The sequence below is a fragment of the Haemophilus sp. HN_Hi16 genome (assembly GCF_049823435.1).
In the GTDB taxonomy this organism is placed as follows: Bacteria; Pseudomonadota; Gammaproteobacteria; order Enterobacterales; family Pasteurellaceae; genus Haemophilus; species Haemophilus influenzae_D.
The window spans coordinates 1,038,636-1,058,115 of sequence record NZ_CP187500.1 but is presented as its reverse complement, the minus strand read 5'-3'; the positions used below and the strand labels follow the sequence as shown (position 1 = coordinate 1,058,115).

The window sequence follows — 19,480 nt, the reverse complement described above, 5'->3', positions numbered from 1 at the left end:
GAAAAACCTGCTTTCTGGCATTGAAAGCAGGTTTTAGGCAAAAGGGAACGGCAATTTATTGAACGATTTCGCCGACAATGCTGCGTGTGGTTTCTTTCACTTCTGTGAGTTTCACTTTTACCATGTCGCCGATTTTATAAGTGCGGTCGCCTTTTATGTAAAGAGCGAGTTCATCAGGATTTAGTTGTATTTCTTCTTTGTTGTTGTGCAAGGTGGCAGCAGGAATGAATAGCGATGCGCCATTTTCGAGCAGTTGCACGCGCAAGCCTGCCCGCATTACATCTTGCACTTCTGCATTAAATTCCACATTTTCAGCCACTTTCGGCGAAAGATAGCGGCAATATAGCCAATCGGCAATATCACGTTCGACGAGGCGATTTTGGCGACGGGCTTCTTGCAAACGTGCCAAAACTTCATTTTGTGGTTTTTCGCAAGGCTGTTGGGAAAGCACGGCTTTGATTAAGCGATGATTAACCATGTCAGAATATTTACGAATTGGGGATGTCCAAGTGGCATAGCCCTCTAGCCCCAGCCCGAAGTGCGGTGCTAATTCTGATTTAAATTCGGAGAAGGTTAAATAACGGCGTAGGCGTAGGGCTACATAATCACTTTCTAGATGGTCGATGTCGTGACGCATTTGGCAATAGCCGTTTAAGGTTGCTAAGTTTTCTACTGAATAACGTTCTGCCAGTTCTGCGTTATTTTGTTCATTGGCTAAATTTGCCATTAAGAAATTGTGCGCATTTTCTAAGTATTTTTTATCAAAACCGCTGTGGGTGTTGAAAATGCCTGTTTTTGCGTTTTCGTGTAAGAATTGGGCGGCGCAGATGTTGGCGATAATCATTGCTTCTTCCACAATTTGATTGGCTATGCGGCGATATTCTGCTTTGATTTCTTGCACTTTGCCGTTTTCTGCCAGCACAAAGGCGTAATCAGGTTTTTCTTTAAAGAGTAAGGAATGGGTTTTACGCCATTGTATGCGTGCTTTGGTAAATTGATGTAGCCAGTGAATTTGTTGTGCTGTTTCTGGCGTTTCTGGTTGCCATGCGTTTTGGGTTTGGTCTAAGTAATCTGATACGTTGTTGTAAGCCAGTTTAGCTTTAGATTGCACATAAGCGGAAACAAAATGCGGTTTGGCTGTGATGTTGCCTGCAAGATCGGTTTCGATATAACAAACGAGTGCGGGGCGGGTTTCATTGGCGATTAAAGAGCATAATTCATCTGATAATTCACGGGGTAACATTGGAATGTTAAAGCCCGGTAAATAATTTGTGAAGCAACGCTGTTTGGCTTCTTGTTCAATTTGACAATCTAGGGCGATGTAAGCGGTTGGGTCAGCAATGGCGACCACGAGTTTCCAGCCTGTTTGTTCGTTGTTTTGTGTGATTGGTTCGATATATAAGGCGTCGTCCATATCCATTGTGCTTTCGGAATCAATGGTTACAAAATGAAGTGCGGTCAGATTTTCACGTGTTTTTTGATCTAACATTTCATAATGTTCTGCGCCTTGCACGGGATAGCGCGATTGTTCGTGGCGTGCCAATGTGACCCACCAAGGGGCAAGTTCATCATCAGCTCGGCAAATAAATTGATTAATGGTGGCGTAGAAAAAGCGATCGTCACGCAATGGATGGGTTTTTAAATGTGCGACGACCCAGTCGCCCTCTTGCAGTTCTTCTTTTACCGATTTCGCCTGTTGTGCGCCAATGGGCTGATTAATGCTTGGGTGATCGACCAGCACTTGTAATTTGTTGTCTTTATTGAACCGCACTTTTGCGATAAAACGTGTGAGCATTGGCTCTATTAAGGCTTCTGGCTCGGCTTGTTCTTTGTCGCCTTGTTTTTCAATAGTGGCTTTGATTTTGTCGCCGTGCATCACTTTTTTCATTGATGGCGGTGCGATGAAATAGTTTTTTTTATCGCACTCTAAAAAACCGTAGGCTTTATCTGTGCTTTTTACCACGCCCTCAACCTGTTCTTTGCTGTCGTGGATTTGTTGTTTAAGTTGTGCGAGTAGAGGATTATCTTGAAACATAATTATTTTGAAACATAGTTATATTTTAAAAAAGCGAAAAGGCAGACTGAGAAGCCTGCCTAAAATGAATGAAAGAAAAATTATTCTTCGCCTAATTCGCCCATTGCCGTAATGCTGAAACCTGCATCAACGTGAACGATTTCGCCTGTAATGCCAGAGGCTAAATCAGAGCATAAAAATGCCGCTGAGTTACCCACATCTTCGATAGTCACAGTGCGACGTAATGCAGCGGTTTTCTCAAAGGTAGAAAGCATTTTCTTGAAGTTTTTAATGCCTGATGCAGCTAAAGTGCGGATTGGGCCTGCTGAAATAGCGTTTACGCGAATGCCCTCTTTGCCTAGATCTGCTGCCATTACGCGCGTTGCGGCTTCAAGAGAGGCTTTTGCGAGGCACATTACGTTGTAATTAGGAATTGCACGTTCTGCACCTAAGTAAGAAAGGGTTAATAATGCGGCATTTGGGTTTAAATAAGGGCGTGCCGCTTGTGCCATTGCGACGAAGCTGTATGCACTGATGTCGTGTGCGATGCGGTAGCCCTCACGGGTTGCGGCATTGACGTAATCGCCGTCTAGTTGATCGCCCGGTGCAAATGCGATTGCGTGAACAAAACCATCAAATTTTTCCCAGCGTTTGCTTAATTCTGCAAAGCAAGTTTGAATGCTTTCATCAGTTGCAACATCTAAAGGAAGCACGATGTCAGAGCCAAATTCTTTGGCAAATTCTTCTACTCGAGGTTGTAATTTATCGTTTAAATAAGTGAAAGCAAGTTCTGCACCTTGTTCTTTCATTGATTTTGCGATCCCGTAAGCGATGGAACGATTGCTTGCAAGACCTGTGACTAAAATGCGTTTACCTGTTAAGAAACCCATAATTTTTCCTATGTTGTTAGCGTAAAAAACTTGCGTAGTATAAGCGAAAATTTGTTTTTATACAAAGCCGACCAATTTTTAAATTAAACTCGTGGGCTTACGCCCACCCTACAATGGAAATGTTATGATAACCATTAAATTTTCCTTAAATTTGTCAATTTGTAGGGTGGGCGTAAGCCCACGCGGTGTTCCATTATAAATTTGTAAAATTGTAGGGTTCTATATAAGGTGTTTTTGCAAAACACGCTATTTTCAAGGATAATACGCCGATTTTTTAATACAATTTGAATGAATAAGAGAAGATTATGGCTTATCCTCAAGAAGTGAATAAACGTCGCACTTTTGCGATTATTTCCCACCCTGATGCGGGTAAAACAACGATTACTGAAAAAGTACTTTTATACGGCAATGCAATTCAAACCGCTGGCTCGGTCAAGGGCAAAGGCTCGGCGGCTCACGCAAAATCTGACTGGATGGAAATGGAAAAACAACGTGGGATTTCGATTACCACTTCTGTGATGCAATTTCCTTATAATGATTGTTTAATGAATTTGCTCGATACCCCCGGACACGAAGATTTCTCTGAAGATACTTACCGCACTTTAACCGCTGTGGATAGCTGTTTGATGGTTATTGACTCTGCCAAAGGGGTGGAGGAACGTACGATTAAATTGATGGAAGTCACACGTTTACGTGATACGCCAATTATCACGTTTATGAATAAACTCGACCGTGATATTCGTGATCCGATGGAATTGTTGGACGAGGTGGAAAATGTGTTGAAAATTCGTTGTGCACCAATTACTTGGCCAATTGGCTGTGGGAAATTGTTTAAGGGTGTTTATCATCTTGCAAAAGATGAAACCTATCTTTATCAATCTGGTCAAGGCTCAACTATTCAAGAAGTTCGTGTTGTTAAAGGTTTAAATAGCCCTGAATTAGATGCCGCGGTTGGCGATGATTTAGCACAACAGCTTCGTGATGAATTGGAATTGGTGCAAGGTGCAAGTAATGAATTTGAGCAGGATGCGTTTATTAAAGGGGAGCTTACCCCTGTATTTTTCGGGACAGCATTAGGCAATTTTGGGGTGGATCATTTCCTTGATGGCTTAACGCAATGGGCTCCAAAACCGCAATCTCGTCAAGCGGATACAAGAACGGTGGAAAGTGCGGAAGAAAAATTCAGTGGTTTTGTATTTAAAATTCAAGCTAATATGGATCCGAAACACCGTGACAGAGTGGCGTTTATGCGTGTGGTTTCGGGAAAATATGAAAAAGGGATGAAACTTAAACACGTCCGTATTGGAAAAGATGTGGTTATTTCTGATGCGCTGACTTTTATGGCGGGCGATCGCGCTCACGCTGAAGAAGCTTACGCAGGCGATATTATTGGTTTGCATAATCACGGTACCATTCAAATTGGCGATACTTTCACGCAAGGCGAAATGCTGAAATTTACAGGCATTCCAAACTTTGCGCCAGAGTTATTCCGTCGCATTCGTTTGAAAGATCCTCTTAAACAAAAACAACTGTTAAAAGGCTTGGTGCAACTTTCTGAAGAAGGTGCAGTGCAAGTGTTTCGTCCATTATTAAACAACGATTTAATTGTGGGTGCTGTGGGTGTGTTGCAATTTGATGTAGTGGTTTCGCGTTTAAAAACTGAATATAACGTGGAAGCGATTTATGAAAATGTGAACGTTGCCACGGCTCGTTGGGTGGAATGTGCCGATGGGAAAAAATTTGAAGAATTTAAACGTAAAAACGAGCAAAATCTAGCCTTAGATGGCGGCGATAATTTAACCTATATCGCGCCAACAATGGTAAATCTAAATTTAGCTCAAGAACGTTATCCCGATGTCGTTTTTTACAAAACTCGCGAACATTAAAATGACAAAGTGCGGTAAAATTCTACCGCACTTTTTCAGAAAAAAAGCGTTGAAATTTAATTCAACGCTTTTCTTTTATTTAGAGAGATTTTCTTGTTTTAATCGCCAAAGTTGATAAATATTTACCACAACTAAAAAGGCATTTAATAATGCAACAGGGTATGCTGTGATAATTAGGCTGTAAATAACAAATAAAATCGCGCCGATACTATTTACAATGCGTAAATGCACAATAGATTTAAATAAGAAAGATGCAGCAACAAAAAAAGTCGCCATATAACCTAAAAACTCAATAAAATTAAAGTCCATTATTTTGTTCTCTTTGATTAAAAATAAAAACGGTGGGTATGATAAAAGATTTTTAACGCAAGGAAAAGATAAGAAAAAGAAGCAACCGTTTGCAAGGGAAAATTATATAAAAATAAGTTGAACGAGAGCCATATAGAAAAGTGTGCCTACGGCAATAGATAGAAACATATTTTTCTTCCAGAAATGTAAGCCAAGCACGACTATCCCTGCAAGCAAATCAGGAATGCCGTGATAGCCAGTTAAAATCTCAATATTTTTATAGCAATAAACGACAAGCATACCAAACATTGCAGGGGGTAAAACTTTTCCAAGATAACGGATATATTGTGGAATGGGGCGATTAACAGGAAATACAAAAAATGGTAATAAACGTGTAAATTGTACCGCCACTATACAAATTCCGATGGTAATAATTTGTTCTGTTAGTGTCATTTTGTTTCTAATTTAGCTATTCGCATAGTTAAAATTAACCAAATGCTAATTAATGTTGGAATTAAAAAATATTCTTTTCCTATAATAAGTAAAAAAGCAAATGCAATGCCTAAACCTAATAGAGAGCTTTCGTGAGATTTTTCTTTTAGCCAATTTTCTGCAAAAATAACTAAGAATAGTGCGGTCATTGAAAATTCCACGCCTTTTAAATTAAAAGGTAAAACAGTGCCAAATAAGTTACCCATTACTGCACCAAACACCCAATAAATATGCAAATATAAGCTCACAAAAAACATATACCAGCCTTTATCTAAGTGCGGTGGGATTTTTGCCATATAATTTAAGGAAAAAGATTCATCTACCAGTGTTGTGATTAAATACCAGCGTTTTTTTCCTATATGTATGCCATATTTTTCTAACATTGATATGCCATAAAAAATTTGTCTGGCACTAATCATTAAGGTAATTAATAATACGCTGATTGGAGAGAAAGGTGCGATAAGTGCGCCTGCCGCAATAAATTCAACAGAACCCGCATAAATCAGTAAAGCCATTAAAGTGGGATATAAAAATCCGAAACCAAGTGCTTTCATATAAATACCATATGCTATGCCAAGAAATAAAAATCCTGCAATCATTGGTACGCTGTAGGGAAAAGCAGCCTTAGCCGCTTCAGTAATTGGGTTAGGCTGTTGATTTTGTTGAGATAAATCCATTAATTACGTCTATAAATTTAAAACAGAAAGTCCGGGTAAAGTTGAGAAACTTTGAGATTTGACTGTTTGATAAAAATCTTCTAAATAAGAAAGGGATTCGTCTTCTTTGCGAATCGCAGCATATAAGTTGCTGTATAAGCCACTTTTTGTGATTTTTCTTGCCACAACATAACCTTTTTCCAAATAAGGCAAAGTAGCCCAATAAGGCACTGTGGCAATACCGCGTTTGCTCGCAACAAGTTGAATCATTGCAATAGTAAGTTCTGTTGTACGGCGAGTAGGATTAATGCCTTTTGGTTTAAGCACTTTACGCCATAGATCTAACATATCGTCAGGTACGGGGTAAGTCACCCAAGTTTCATCAATAAAATCTTCTGCTTCCCAAATATCTTTTTCTGCTAAAGAATGATTTTTTGAGCAAATTCCAACCATTTCATAAGAAAAGAGCGGTTTAAAAATAACATCATCATTATGCTCTACTTCTGATACTATCGCCCAATCTGCTCGATGGGAAAGTAATAAACCAACGGGATCCGTATGAAAGCCAGATACAATATCCAATTCTACTAGCCCCCAATGCTGACGGAATTCGTCCATTGCTGGCATTAACCAATCAAAACAAGTATGGCATTCCACCGCTATACGTAATTGTCCTGCATCGCCGTGTTTTACCCGTGCAAGATCACGTTCAGCATCAATCACTTTCGGCATTACTTCATTCGCAAGACGAATTAAACGCTCTCCCGCTGAAGTAAAACGAAGTGGATTACTTTTACGCTCAAATAAAGGCAAGCCAAATTGTTCCTCTATTAATTTAATTTGGTGAGAAAGTGCTGATTGGGTTAAATATACGTGCTTTGCAGCTAGAGAAACGCTGCCTGTCTCTTTTAAAGCCAGTAAAGTTTTAAGATGTCTAAATTCTAGAAAGGTTGGTTTCATTAATAATATTCATATAAAATTAAAAATTAGGGAATCAGTATAATACCTTAAAATTAAAAATATGCTAATTAATAAAATTAATTATTTGGATAATTGTATTAGTTAAAATATAAAACCCCAGTTATTCAACTGGGGTTCTATATTTATTCTTTATCTAATTTGTTTAATTTTAATTCTGTTTTTACTTAATTTAATTTTATCTGTCTTAGATAAATTTAAATTTAGATTTTTTATTTGATAACCCGGCGGTGCCCTACTCTCACATGGGGAAACCCCACACTACCATCGGCATTACAGCGTTTCACTTCTGAGTTCGGTATGGTCTCAGGTGGTTCCACCGCACTATCGCCGCCGGGATAATTCTTTGATAACTTCTCTCTTTGTTTCTTCTCTTTTACGACTTCACTTTTTTCGTCTCTCTTCTTATCGGCAACAAGCTGAATAGTTAGTTTAGTTTAGTTAATTTCTCTTCTCTTTCGCTCTTTTCCCAAAAACACTTGAGCGTTGTATAGTTAAGCCTCTCGGGCAATTAGTATCTGTTAGCTCAATGACTCACATCACTTACACACCAGACCTATCTACGTCTTCGTCTTAAACAACCCTTACTGTCTTAAAGACAGGGAGAACTCATCTCTTGGCAAGTTTCGTGCTTAGATGCTTTCAGCACTTATCTCTTCCGCACTTAGCTACCCGGCAATGCGTCTGGCGACACAACCGGAACACCAGTGGTGCGTCCACTCCGGTCCTCTCGTACTAGGAGCAGCCCCAACCAATTCTCCTACGCCCACGGCAGATAGGGACCGAACTGTCTCACGACGTTCTAAACCCAGCTCGCGTACCACTTTAAATGGCGAACAGCCATACCCTTGGGACCTACTTCAGCCCCAGGATGTGATGAGCCGACATCGAGGTGCCAAACACCGCCGTCGATATGAACTCTTGGGCGGTATCAGCCTGTTATCCCCGGAGTACCTTTTATCCGTTGAGCGATGGCCCTTCCATTCAGAACCACCGGATCACTATGACCTACTTTCGTACCTGCTCGACTTGTCTGTCTCGCAGTTAAGCTTGCTTATACCATTGCACTAACCTCACGATGTCCGACCGTGATTAGCAAACCTTCGTGCTCCTCCGTTACGCTTTGGGAGGAGACCGCCCCAGTCAAACTACCCACCAGACACTGTCCGAGACCACGTTCCGCAATCTTCGTTAGAACATCAAACGTTAAAGGGTGGTATTTCAAGGATGACTCCATAATCACTGGCGTGACTACTTCTAAGTCTCCCACCTATCCTACACATCAAAATTCAATGTTCAGTGTCAAGCTATAGTAAAGGTTCACGGGGTCTTTCCGTCTAGCCGCGGGTACACCGCATCTTCACGGCGATTTCAATTTCACTGAGTCTCGGGTGGAGACAGCCTGGCCATCATTATGCCATTCGTGCAGGTCGGAACTTACCCGACAAGGAATTTCGCTACCTTAGGACCGTTATAGTTACGGCCGCCGTTTACTGGGGCTTCGATCAGGTGCTTCTCTTTCGATTACACCATCAATTAACCTTCCAGCACCGGGCAGGCATCACACCCTATACCTCCACTTTCGTGTTTGCAGAGTGCTGTGTTTTTAATAAACAGTTGCAGCCAGCTGGTATCTTCGACCGGTTCAACCTTCGAGAGTAAATCTCTACAATCTACGCCGGCGCACCTTCTCCCGAAGTTACGGTGCTATTTTGCCTAGTTCCTTCACCCGAGTTCTCTCAAGCGCCTGAGTATTCTCTACCTGACCACCTGTGTCGGTTTTCAGTACGGTTTAGTAAAGCCTGTCGCTTAGTGGCTTTTCCTGGAAGTGTGGTATCAGTTACTTCAGCTCCTTAGAGCCTCGTCATCATCTCTCAGTGTTTAATAGAAGTCCGGATTTGCCTAAACTTCCCACCTACCAACTTAAACGCACATATCCAACAGTGCGATAACCTAACCTACTCCGTCCCCACATCGCAGCTTTACCAAGTACAGGAATATTAACCTGTTTCCCATCGACTACGCTTTTCAGCCTCGCCTTAGGGGCCGACTCACCCTGCCCCGATTAACGTTGGACAGGAACCCTTGGTCTTCCGGCGAACGGGTTTTTCACCCGTTTTATCGTTACTTATGTCAGCATTCGCACTTCTGATACGTCCAGCTAACCTCTCGATTAACCTTCATCCGCTTACAGAACGCTCCCCTACCCAACAGACTTTCGTCTGATGCCGCAGCTTCGGTGCTATATTTCAGCCCCGTTACATCTTCCGCGCAGGCCGACTCGACTAGTGAGCTATTACGCTTTCTTTAAATGATGGCTGCTTCTAAGCCAACATCCTAGCTGTCTAAGCCTTCCCACTTCGTTTCCCACTTAATATAGACTTGGGGACCTTAGCTGGCGGTCTGGGTTGTTTCCCTCTCCACGACGGACGTTAGCACCCGCCGTGTGTCTCCTGAGTATCACTCTTTGGTATTCGTAGTTTGCATCGGGTTGGTAATCCGGGATGGACCCCTAGCCGAAACAGTGCTCTACCCCCAAAGGTGTCACCTCAAGGCTCTACCTAAATAGATTTCGGGGAGAACCAGCTATCTCCCGGTTTGATTGGCCTTTCACCCCCAGCCACAAGTCATCCGCTAATTTTTCAACATTAGTCGGTTCGGTCCTCCAGTTAGTGTTACCCAACCTTCAACCTGCCCATGGCTAGATCACCGGGTTTCGGGTCTATACCTTGCAACTATTCGCCCAGTTAAGACTCGGTTTCCCTTCGGCTCCCCTATTCGGTTAACCTCGCTACAAAATATAAGTCGCTGACCCATTATACAAAAGGTACGCAGTCACCCTTTCAGGCTCCCACTGCTTGTACGTACAAGGTTTCAGGTTCTATTTCACTCCCCTCACCGGGGTTCTTTTCGCCTTTCCTTCACAGTACTGGTTCACTATCGGTCAATCAGGAGTATTTAGCCTTGGAGGATGGTCCCCCTTCTTCAAACAGGATATCACGTGTCCCGCCCTACTTCTCGTTAGCTTAGTACCACAATATGGTTTTTAGATACGGGATTATCACCCTCTTTGATTGTGTTTCCCAACACATTCTCCTAACTATACTGCTATCACTTACTGGCTCTTTCGCTTTCGCTCGCCGCTACTGACGAAATCTCGGTTGATTTCTTTTCCTCGGGGTACTTAGATGTTTCAGTTCTCCCGGTTTGCCTCAACAAGCTATGAATTCACTTGTTAATAGTAGATTCTTCATCTACTGGGTTTCCCCATTCGGATATCTTGGATTAAACGCCTCTTATCGACTCATCCAAGCTTTTCGCAGATTAGCACGTCCTTCTTCGCCTCTGATTGCCAAGGCATCCACCTTGTACGCTTAGTCACTTAACTATACAACCTCAAATGTTTTCAATCACTTTAAGTTTTCACTTCAAAGTGCGGTCAATTTGATGCGTATCTTCATTCAACTAAACACTTGATTGCTTTTGTTCAATCAAGATTTTATGCAAAACAGGTTTTGTTTTTAGAGTTTCCTTTTCAGTTCTCTCTTTCACTTTCCTATCTTGCCTACTCAGACTTTCTCTCGAAAATCTCTTGTTTTCAGCTTGTTTCCAATTTTTTAAAGAACAACAAGATAATCTAACAAAGTTATCTTTAATTGGCGTCCCCACGGGGATTCGAACCCCGGTTACCGCCGTGAAAGGGCGATGTCCTAGGCCTCTAGACGATGGGGACATCAATTAAAGATACTCTATCTTCTTTTTATCTTTTAACGTTTATTTTTCAACGTTGCTTTCGCTTCGTTTTTAATCTTGTCTACAACTATCAGCCAATCTGTGTGAGCACTCGCTGTCTCTCGTCTTTGGTAAGGAGGTGATCCAACCGCAGGTTCCCCTACGGTTACCTTGTTACGACTTCACCCCAGTCATGAATCATACCGTGGTAAACGCCCTCCTAAAGGTTAAGCTATCTACTTCTGGTACAACCCACTCCCATGGTGTGACGGGCGGTGTGTACAAGGCCCGGGAACGTATTCACCGCGACATTCTGATTCGCGATTACTAGCGATTCCGACTTCATGGAGTCGAGTTGCAGACTCCAATCCGGACTTAGACGTACTTTATGAGATTCGCTCCACCTCGCAGCTTCGCTTCCCTCTGTATACGCCATTGTAGCACGTGTGTAGCCCTACTCGTAAGGGCCATGATGACTTGACGTCATCCCCACCTTCCTCCAGTTTATCACTGGCAGTCTCCTTTGAGTTCCCGACCGTATCGCTGGCAACAAAGGATAAGGGTTGCGCTCGTTGCGGGACTTAACCCAACATTTCACAACACGAGCTGACGACAGCCATGCAGCACCTGTCTCAACGTTCCCGAAGGCACTCCAATATCTCTATCGGATTCGTTGGATGTCAAGAGTAGGTAAGGTTCTTCGCGTTGCATCGAATTAAACCACATGCTCCACCGCTTGTGCGGGCCCCCGTCAATTCATTTGAGTTTTAACCTTGCGGCCGTACTCCCCAGGCGGTCGATTTATCACGTTAGCTACGGGCGCCAGAGTTAAACCCCAACCCCCAAATCGACAGCGTTTACAGCGTGGACTACCAGGGTATCTAATCCTGTTTGCTCCCCACGCTTTCGCACATGAGCGTCAGTACATTCCCAAGGGGCTGCCTTCGCCTTCGGTATTCCTCCACATCTCTACGCATTTCACCGCTACACGTGGAATTCTACCCCTCCCTAAAGTACTCTAGTTACCCAGTCTGAAATGCTATTCCCAGGTTAAGCCCGGGGCTTTCACACCTCACTTAAATAACCGCCTGCGTGCCCTTTACGCCCAGTTATTCCGATTAACGCTCGCACCCTCCGTATTACCGCGGCTGCTGGCACGGAGTTAGCCGGTGCTTCTTCTGTATTTAACGTCAATTTGATGTACTATTAACACATCAACCTTCCTCAATACCGAAAGAACTTTACAACCCGAAGGCCTTCTTCATTCACGCGGCATGGCTGCGTCAGGGTTCCCCCATTGCGCAATATTCCCCACTGCTGCCTCCCGTAGGAGTCTGGACCGTGTCTCAGTTCCAGTGTGGCTGGTCATCCTCTCAGACCAGCTAGAGATCGCAGGCTTGGTAGGCCTTTACCCCACCAACTACCTAATCCCACTTGGGCTCATCCTATGGCATGCGGCCTTACAGTCCCGCACTTTCATCTTCCGATTCTACGCGGTATTAGCGACAGTTTCCCGTCGTTATCCCCCTCCATAAGCCAGATTCCCAAGCATTACTCACCCGTCCGCCACTCGTCAGCAAGAAAGCAAGCTTTCTCCTGCTACCGTTCGACTTGCATGTGTTAAGCCTGCCGCCAGCGTTCAATCTGAGCCATGATCAAACTCTTCAATTCAAGTTCAATCGCTCAATATACTGCTTAGCTATAAATAAACACTACTTAAAAAAGTAATTATGAATTTTCAGTTAAGCACCTATTAAGACTTCAAAATTAAAAATAGTTTTAAAACAAGTCAATCAACAAGTGCCCACACAGATTGTCTGATATATTGTTAAAGAGCAAAAAAGAACGACGCACTTGGAAACTTAAAAACTTCACAACAGTGCGTCGTTGTGTGCGGTGCATTATAGGGATTTTCAAATCCCTTGCAAGTACTTTTTACAACAATTTTTGAAAAACTCGACCGTTTGTTGAAAATACATACGCAAAATACATAATTCCACCAACAAACGGTTGATTTTTGATCTCAATTTATAAATTAAAGTTTACTTAGATCAACTAAAGCCTCTGGTTTAATATCGGCAATAGTACGATTGCTGGTTAATGTCATCGCTACGCGCATCTCTTTTTTGAAAATATCGAGCATATTTTCAACACCTTGGCGACCTGCTGCCCCTAAAGCATAAACAAATGCTCGACCTAACATTGTTGCGTCTGCTCCTAATGCCAACATACGGACTACATCTAAACCATTACGAATGCCTGAATCGGCAATAATTTTAATATCCCCTTTCACAGCATCAGCAATCGGTGGTAACGCTCTTGCACTTGAAAGCACGCCATCTAACTGACGACCACCGTGGTTTGACACCACAATACCATCAGCCCCGAAACGCACCGCATCTTTTGCATCTTCAGGGTCAAGAATCCCTTTGATCACCATCGGACCTTCCCAAAACTCGCGAATCCATTCTAAATCTTTCCACGAAATCGACGGATCGAAATTCTCTGTGAGCCAACCAATATAGTCATCTAAGCCAATTTGTCTACCCATATAATGAGAAACATTGCCCAAAGTGTGTGGTTTTCCTTTAATACCTACATCATATGCCCAGAATGGATGCGTAAAGCCTTGCAAAACACGGCGAATTTCTTTGTAAGGACCACTCATTCCTGAGTGCATATCACGATAACGCGCACCTGGTGTTGGCATATCTACGGTGAACACCAAGGTTGAACAGCCCGCAGCCTTCGCACGCTCAAGAGCATTTTTCATAAAGCCACGATCTTTTAATACATAAAGCTGGAACCACATCGGGCGTTTAATCGCAGGTGCAACTTCCTCAATCGGACAGATCGATACCGTTGAAAGAGTAAACGGCACGCCCTTATTATCCGCTGCTTGTGCTGCCTGCACTTCACCACGACGTGCATACATACCGCACGCCCCAACGGGTGCAAGAATAGTTGGTATTGAAAGTTTTTCACCAAATAACTCTATACTAGTATCCAATTCAGACATATCTTTTAAGACACGTTGTCTTAAAGCAATATTTTCCAAATCACTCACATTACGCGCAAGTGTTTGCTCAGTATAAGAACCGCCATCGGCATAATGGAACATAAAGGGAGGAACACGGCGGCGTGCCGCTTCACGATAATCGCTAGCTGATGAAATAATCATTTTTACCTCTTATTAAATAAAATAGTGAGAAACCCGATAGGTATTGTAACACTATTTTAACAAATTAAATAAAAATCATAATTATTTTGAGAACTAGATCACAATTTATTTTAAAAAAGTGACATATAGAAAAGATCTGGATAGAAAATTACCTATGAAATTAGGAAAAATTGTGAATTTATCAATATCACACCATTAATCTATTAACTTTTAATCTATTTTGATTACTTCCAAAAATTCAAATCCCCATAGATGTAAAGATTTTTTGAATTGATCTTCTTCGGGAAAATGTGCGGTGCAAAACATTTGATTATATTTTTCATTTTGCGCTTGTAGACTTTTATCATCGAGTAAAGATTTTATCCGTTTAGCAATCGCTGCGCTCGGATCCATAAAATATTTAATTTGTGGCAAGCACAACTGAATTTCATCTTTGATAAGTGGAAAGTGAGTACAACCTAAAACTAATGTATCCAAATCTGCCATATTTGCCCACGGAGATAATTCATCTTTTAAGCTAATTAGATCAATGGAATGACCACGAATTTTTTGCTCCGCAATTTCGACTAATTTTGTTGATCCCAATCTCTCCACAACACAATCTTGCGCAAATTTATCAATTAAATCATCGACATAATGACGCTTTACAGTCCCTTTCGTCGCCAATAAACCAATATGTTTTGTCTTTGTTATTTCTGATGCAGGTTTAATCGCTGGTACAGTGCCAATAATAGGAATGTCAAAATTGGCACGCAACGGTGGAAGCACAACAGTACTCGCTGTATTGCAAGCAATCACAATTGCATCTAATGGATAACGTTGATTGATCAGTTGGCAAATCGCTAAAGTACGATGAATAATACTTTCTTCTTCACGTTCTGAATAAGGGAAGCCAGCATTATCAAAGCAATAGAGATAGTGCCAATTTGGTAATAATTTTTTGGCTTCACGATATACGCTAAACCCACCAACTCCAGAATCAAAAAAGAGTATAGTTGGGCGTTTTTCTTTTTTATCCATTTAAAACTCTTTGAAAATTGACCGCACTTTTAAGCGTTCGAGTAGATTTCTTTATTATTGAGCCAGCGGCGGATTAGACTTTCTGCCACATCAGGGTATTTTTGGATAAGCGATTTCGCATAAAATTGCACCGTTGGTATCATTTTTCTATCTCGCATTAAATTTGCTACTCGCAATTCAGCAATGCCTGTTTGTTTAGTTCCAAGCACTTCGCCCGGCCCACGAATTTCTAAATCTTTTTCAGAAATAATAAACCCATCTTGGCTATCTCGTAGCACTTGCAAACGTTTTTGCGAAACTTTACCGAGTGGAGGTTTATACATTAGTACACAAAAAGAAGCCGCACTGCCTCGACCGACACGCCCTCGTAACTGATGAAGTTGCGATAAACCTAAACGCTCTGCATTTTCGATAATCATCAAACTTGCATTCGGCACATCAACACCCACTTCAATTACTGTCGTTGCCACCAATAAATCCAACTCTGCATTTTTAAAACGCATCATAACATCTTGTTTTTCTTGTGGTTTCATCCGCCCGTGCACTAACCCAATAGTTAACATAGGTAATGCCTTAGTTAGATCTTCCCAAATCGCTTCAGCAGCTTGAGCTTCTAACACCTCTGATTCATCAATTAGCGTACACACCCAATAGGCTTGGCGTTTTTCATTAACACAAGCGTTTTTTACACGCATCACAATTTCAGTGCGGCGTTCTTCAGAAACCACTACAGTTGTTATCGGCGTACGACCGGGAGGCAATTCATCAATAATTGATGTATCCAAATCGGCATATACGGTCATTGCTAACGTTCTTGGTATCGGCGTGGCAGTCATAATTAACTGATGGGGATAAAATCCCGCTTTTTCGCCTTTCTCACGCAACATTAATCGTTGATGCACGCCAAAACGATGTTGTTCATCAATAATCACTAATGCCAAGTCAGAAAACTCGACTTCTTCTTGGAATAAAGCGTGCGTCCCCACTACCATTTGCACCGCACCAGTTTTAATTTTTTCAAGCTCTGCTTGTCTTGATTTTCCTTTTACTTTACCGGCTAACCAACCAACTTCAATACCGAAAGGCTCAAACCAACGTCGAAAATTATTCGCATGCTGTTCTGCTAATATTTCTGTTGGCGCCATTAAGGCGACTTGTTTGCCGTTATCAATTGCCGTTAAAGCAGACAATGCGGCAACCAATGTTTTTCCCGAGCCGACATCCCCTTGCACTAGGCGCATCATCGGATAATCTTTGATAAGATCTTGTTCAATATCCGACACGACTCGCTTTTGCGCATTAGTGGGTTGAAATGGCAAAGTGGCTAAAAATCGCTGTTTCAAATCTGTTTGATAATGTAGCGGTAAAGCAGAAAATTGCTGCGTTCCTAACCGCACTTTTTGCATAGCTAAATTATGTGCTAGAAGCTCTTCAAAGATTAAGCGCTGTTGTGCTGGATGCTTGCCTCGCTCCAACATTTCTAATGAAATATCTGGCGGCGGACGATGCAATAATCTCAATGCTTCTTTTAAGCTATATTGATGTGGGTTAAATTCATTAGGCAAAATTTCTGCAATCTGAACTTTGTCGAGTAATGCCAAAGCCTGATCCGTTAATTTTCGTAATGAATTTTGTTTTAGCCCTTCCGTCGTGGAATAAATCGGCGTTAGGGTTTCTTCCAATACAATAGGCGCGTTATCTCGCACAATTTGATATTCTGGATGATGAATTTCTGGCATATGGCGACCACGTTTCACTTCGCCAAAAGCCTTTACTCGCACTCCTACTTGAAAACTATTACGCATCCCCGCATTAAAATTGAAAAAACGTAATATAATTTTCGATGTACCGTCTGACAAACTTACCGATAAAATAGGACGGCGGCCAAAAGCGACTTCACAGGTTTGTACAATTCCTTCAATGGTAAAATATTGTTCGGGGCGGAGATGAGCGATTGGCGTAATTCGCGTACGATCTTCATAGCGAATAGGTAAATGAAAGAGTAAATCTTGCAGGTTATGAATGCCGATTTTAGCCAATTTATTAGAAATGGCAGCCCCAACACCAGAGAGGCTGGTCAAAGGGACGGCATCGAGAAGCTCAAGGTTCATAGCTCGTTAATATTACGTTTGACATTAACAACGCCAGTAATGCCTTTAATACGATGAACAATATTGGCAAGGTGTTTAATATCTTTTACACAAACTTGCAAAATCACAAGCAATAAATTGCTCTCTAATTCTTCCGTCCAAATATTTTGGAGACTGCTTTCGCTCGCAGAAATTGCGGTCATTAAACTCAACAAGGCATTTTGTTCGTTCAATATTTCAATTTGCAATTCTGCCTCAAAACTTACCGCACTTTGAGCATTATCCCATTGAGCCAAGGACTGGCGACGAGCATTTTTTAAATTAGCACAATGTTGATGGTGTACCATAACTGTGTTTTCTTGTGTACGACATCCCACAATAGGATCGCCCGGGATTGGATGGCAACATTGAGCAAATTGGGTTTTACCCACTTGCATTGGTGTAATAGTGAGCGTTTTTGTCTCAAATTCAAGATTCTTTGTCTCCACAACTTCAAGAGGAACGCCCACAAATTGATGCGCAATTACGGTGGCAGACTGATTACCTAAACCAATTTCTCGTAATAATTCATCTAAAGAAGAAAGTGCTAAAGCATCTAATACAGTGCTAATTTGTTGAATAGAAAAATCGCCTAAATTATGAGGCTGTAATGCTGTATTAAGCTCTACTTCGCCTAATTTCACGGCATCTTCTTCACAGCGTTGTTTAAGATAATGACGAATCCGTGTTTTCGCACGAGCTGTTACCACAAAATTTAACCACGCTGTTTTAGGATACGCATTTGGATCGGTGATGATATTTACCGTTTGACCAGACTTAAGAGCTTGTGAAAGCGGATAAGGTTTATGCTCAACAGTCACGCCAACACAAGTATTCCCCACATCTGAATGTACAGCATAAGCGAAATCCACTGCCGTTGCGCCCATTGGCAACTCAACAATTCGACCTTTTGGGGTAAAAACATAAATCTCTTTAGGAAAAAACTCTGATTTTACATTCTCAATAAACTCAAACGAATTACCTACACTTTGTTGAATTTCGACCAAACTTTGCAGCCAGCGTTGTGTACGAATTTGTGCGGTTGTACTGTCGTTTTTACCATTTTCTTTATAAACCCAATGTGCAGTAATGCCCATTTCGGCGACTTGTTCCATATCCTCAGTATGGATATGAACTTCTACGGGGACACCTTTCGGCCCAATCATTGAGGTTTGCAAAGATTGATAACCATTTGCTTTAGGCACAGCAATATAATCCTTTACTCTGCCAGGGCGTGGCTTATAAAGATTATGCATTTGTCCCAAAACGCGATAACAATCATCCACATTTTTTACAATCACACGGAACGTATAAATATCCATAATAGAGTGGAATTCTTGATCCTTTATGCGCATTTTTTGATAGATTTTGTAAAGGTGTTTTTCACGCCCCCATACTCGGGCAAAAATTCCTGCGTTTTCTAACCGCACTTTAATCTCTTGTGAAATACGTTCTATTAAATCTTGTCGATTACTCCGCGCCACATCAATGAGTTTTTTCAACACTTCATAGCGATGGGGATACATTGCTTGAAAAGATAAGTCTTCTAATTCATTTTTGATATGCTCAATACCTAAACGATGAGCAAGCGGACAATAGATTTCAAGCGTTTCTTTCGCAATACGACGGCGTTTATCTGGTCGTAACGAACCAAGCGTGCGCATATTATGCGTGCGGTCAGCAAGCTTGATTAACACAACGCGAATATCACGCGTCATCGCCAAAATCATTTTGCGAAAATTCTCGACTTGTGCCTCTTGGCGAGTACGAAATTTCAACTTATCGAGTTTTGATACACCATCTACAATTTCAGCCACACTGGTACCGAACTCTTCTTTCAGTTGTTCTTCCGTATAAGGTGTATCCTCAATAACATCGTGCAAAAGCGCAGCCATTACCGCTTCGTGATCTAAGTGTAGTTGAGCAATAATGGAGGCTACCGCCACAGGATGAGTAATGTAAGGTTCGCCGCTGGAGCGAAATTGTCCTTCGTGCGCATCTCTTGCAATCACAAACGCACGCTTGATGAGTTCAATTTTATCTGCGGGCAAATACCCTTGAATAATTCGATCTAAATCCGCAAACAGTTCCAAAGGAGACCTACTTATCGTTGAAAAATATCGCTTAGGGTAATTGAAATGTTACCCTTTAGGTAAGACAAAAGTTCCCCAAAGGAGAACTACTATAACTATGATCAACCGTGGGTATACCTAC

General features: G+C 41.8%; 11 protein-coding genes, 1 tRNA gene and 3 rRNA genes. 1 reads left to right on the top strand and 14 read right to left on the bottom strand.

Annotated features, from left to right (window positions below; all coding sequences use genetic code 11):
- Positions 1–55 precede the first annotated feature (55 nt).
- Both rnb and ACPT9C_RS05225 read right to left on the bottom strand, forming a co-directional pair.
- The gene (rnb, locus tag ACPT9C_RS05230) at positions 56–2,035 is read right to left on the bottom strand and encodes an exoribonuclease II (protein ID WP_118812661.1); all 1,980 of its coding nucleotides are present in this window, start codon (positions 2,033–2,035) and stop codon (positions 56–58) included.
- Positions 2,036–2,115: 80 nt separating this feature from the next.
- Positions 2,116–2,904, bottom strand: a complete 789-nt coding sequence (locus tag ACPT9C_RS05225) for an SDR family oxidoreductase (protein WP_118812660.1) — start codon at positions 2,902–2,904, stop codon at positions 2,116–2,118.
- A 305-nt stretch (positions 2,905–3,209) separates the two neighbouring features.
- Here ACPT9C_RS05225 and prfC point away from each other — a divergent pair, with 305 nt between their 5' ends.
- Complete coding sequence (gene prfC / locus ACPT9C_RS05220) at positions 3,210–4,790, top strand: peptide chain release factor 3 (RefSeq protein WP_425622404.1); 1,581 nt, start codon at positions 3,210–3,212, stop codon at positions 4,788–4,790.
- A gap of 75 nt (positions 4,791–4,865) precedes the next feature.
- On the opposite strand, the gene ACPT9C_RS05215 is transcribed toward prfC, so the two are convergent.
- The 12 genes from ACPT9C_RS05215 to spoT all read right to left on the bottom strand — a co-directional run bounded on the left by ACPT9C_RS05215 (position 4,866) and on the right by spoT (position 19,359).
- The gene (locus ACPT9C_RS05215; RefSeq protein WP_005632089.1) at positions 4,866–5,099 is read right to left on the bottom strand and encodes a YgjV family protein; all 234 of its coding nucleotides are present in this window, start codon (positions 5,097–5,099) and stop codon (positions 4,866–4,868) included.
- Between the two features lie 102 nt (positions 5,100–5,201).
- Positions 5,202–5,531: a branched-chain amino acid transporter permease gene (locus ACPT9C_RS05210; RefSeq protein ID WP_005649924.1), complete on the bottom strand. Its 330-nt coding sequence runs from the start codon at positions 5,529–5,531 to the stop codon at positions 5,202–5,204.
- Positions 5,528–6,247 (bottom strand): azaleucine resistance protein AzlC, encoded by a 720-nt coding sequence (gene azlC, locus ACPT9C_RS05205; protein WP_050949450.1) that lies wholly within the window; start codon positions 6,245–6,247, stop codon positions 5,528–5,530. The genes ACPT9C_RS05210 and azlC overlap by 4 nt, the downstream gene beginning before the upstream one ends.
- A 9-nt stretch (positions 6,248–6,256) precedes the next feature.
- Positions 6,257–7,186, bottom strand: a complete 930-nt coding sequence (locus ACPT9C_RS05200; protein ID WP_050949451.1) for a LysR family transcriptional regulator — start codon at positions 7,184–7,186, stop codon at positions 6,257–6,259.
- Between the two features lie 240 nt (positions 7,187–7,426).
- Positions 7,427–7,542: ribosomal RNA gene (gene rrf / locus ACPT9C_RS05195) — 5S ribosomal RNA — on the bottom strand.
- 152 nt (positions 7,543–7,694) lie between these two features.
- A 23S ribosomal RNA gene (locus ACPT9C_RS05190) occupies positions 7,695–10,592 on the bottom strand.
- Between the two features lie 269 nt (positions 10,593–10,861).
- Positions 10,862–10,937: transfer RNA gene (locus tag ACPT9C_RS05185), tRNA-Glu, on the bottom strand.
- A 131-nt stretch (positions 10,938–11,068) separates the two neighbouring features.
- Positions 11,069–12,607: ribosomal RNA gene (locus tag ACPT9C_RS05180) — 16S ribosomal RNA — on the bottom strand.
- Together the 16S, 23S and 5S rRNA genes with 1 tRNA gene alongside form the textbook arrangement of a ribosomal RNA operon.
- 364 nt (positions 12,608–12,971) lie before the next feature.
- Positions 12,972–14,117 (bottom strand): FMN-dependent L-lactate dehydrogenase LldD, encoded by a 1,146-nt coding sequence (lldD, locus tag ACPT9C_RS05175; protein ID WP_050949383.1) that lies wholly within the window; start codon positions 14,115–14,117, stop codon positions 12,972–12,974.
- 210 nt (positions 14,118–14,327) lie between these two features.
- Positions 14,328–15,137: a glutamate racemase gene (gene murI / locus ACPT9C_RS05170; protein WP_061671346.1), complete on the bottom strand. Its 810-nt coding sequence runs from the start codon at positions 15,135–15,137 to the stop codon at positions 14,328–14,330.
- Between the two features lie 29 nt (positions 15,138–15,166).
- Positions 15,167–17,248 carry an ATP-dependent DNA helicase RecG gene (gene recG, locus ACPT9C_RS05165; protein WP_061671345.1) on the bottom strand — a complete coding sequence of 694 codons (2,082 nt, stop codon included), beginning with the start codon at positions 17,246–17,248 and terminating at the stop codon, positions 15,167–15,169.
- A complete protein-coding gene (gene spoT / locus ACPT9C_RS05160) occupies positions 17,245–19,359 on the bottom strand; it encodes a bifunctional GTP diphosphokinase/guanosine-3',5'-bis pyrophosphate 3'-pyrophosphohydrolase (RefSeq protein WP_050949380.1) in 2,115 nt (704 codons plus the stop codon). Before spoT ends, recG begins: the two co-directional genes overlap by 4 nt.
- Positions 19,360–19,480 lie beyond the last annotated feature (121 nt).